The 720-nt window shown below is 70.3% G+C and carries 1 pseudogene; it reads right to left on the bottom strand.

Going from position 1 to position 720, the window contains the following annotated elements:
• Positions 1 to 720: pseudogene (locus EN893_RS38860) on the bottom strand (autotransporter outer membrane beta-barrel domain-containing protein); the annotation flags it as partial.

The raw sequence follows: 720 nt of genomic DNA, 5'->3' as shown, positions 1-720 counted from the left end.
CACCGAAACAGACACGATGCCGCCAAGCGCAAAGGCGCCACCGCCATTGCCGCCGCCGCCACCCACAGACTGTGCGAGGATGCCGATGGCCGAACGACCGTTGGTGTCGACCGTCGGACCGGTCGCGGCCTGGTTGACGTTGACGGCTCCGGCATTGCCGCCGGTTCCGCCGCCGCCGCCGATCGCGACAGCGACTGCCGGGGCGACCGACAGGGCAAAGCCGCCATTGCCGCCACCACCACCGACCGACTGAGCCAGAACGCCATGCGCGCCGTCGCCGCTGCCGTCAGCGCCAGTTGTTATCGTGCCGCCGACATTGGCGATGACAGTCCCGCCCTTGCCGCCGCCGCCGGCTGTGCCGCCGATCGACACGATGCCGGCTGCGCCGCCGCCATCGCCGCCGCCGCCACCGATCGATTCGACCAGCATGCCAATAGCACCCCGACCATTGGTGGTGATGTTGCCGGTGTTGGTACCGGTTGCATTGGCGCCATCATTGCCTGCGCCGCCGGTGCCACCGCCGCCGAACAGGCCGAAGGCGTCGCCGCCGCCACCACCGCCGCCGCCGACCGACTGTACGGCCATGCCGCTGGCGAAATCACCATGCGTTATGATGCCGCCCGAATTGCTGCCCGTGGCATTTCCGCCCAAAGTGGCGCCGCCGCCATTGCCGCCGCCGCTGACGACCCCGACGCCATCGGCGCCATTGCCACCCACCCC

The organism is Mesorhizobium sp. M7A.F.Ca.CA.004.04.2.1, assembly GCF_004022825.1.
Classification (GTDB): Bacteria; Pseudomonadota; Alphaproteobacteria; order Rhizobiales; family Rhizobiaceae; genus Mesorhizobium.
Note: the sequence above shows the minus strand (reverse complement) of the source record. Positions and strands in the feature narration are given on the sequence as shown.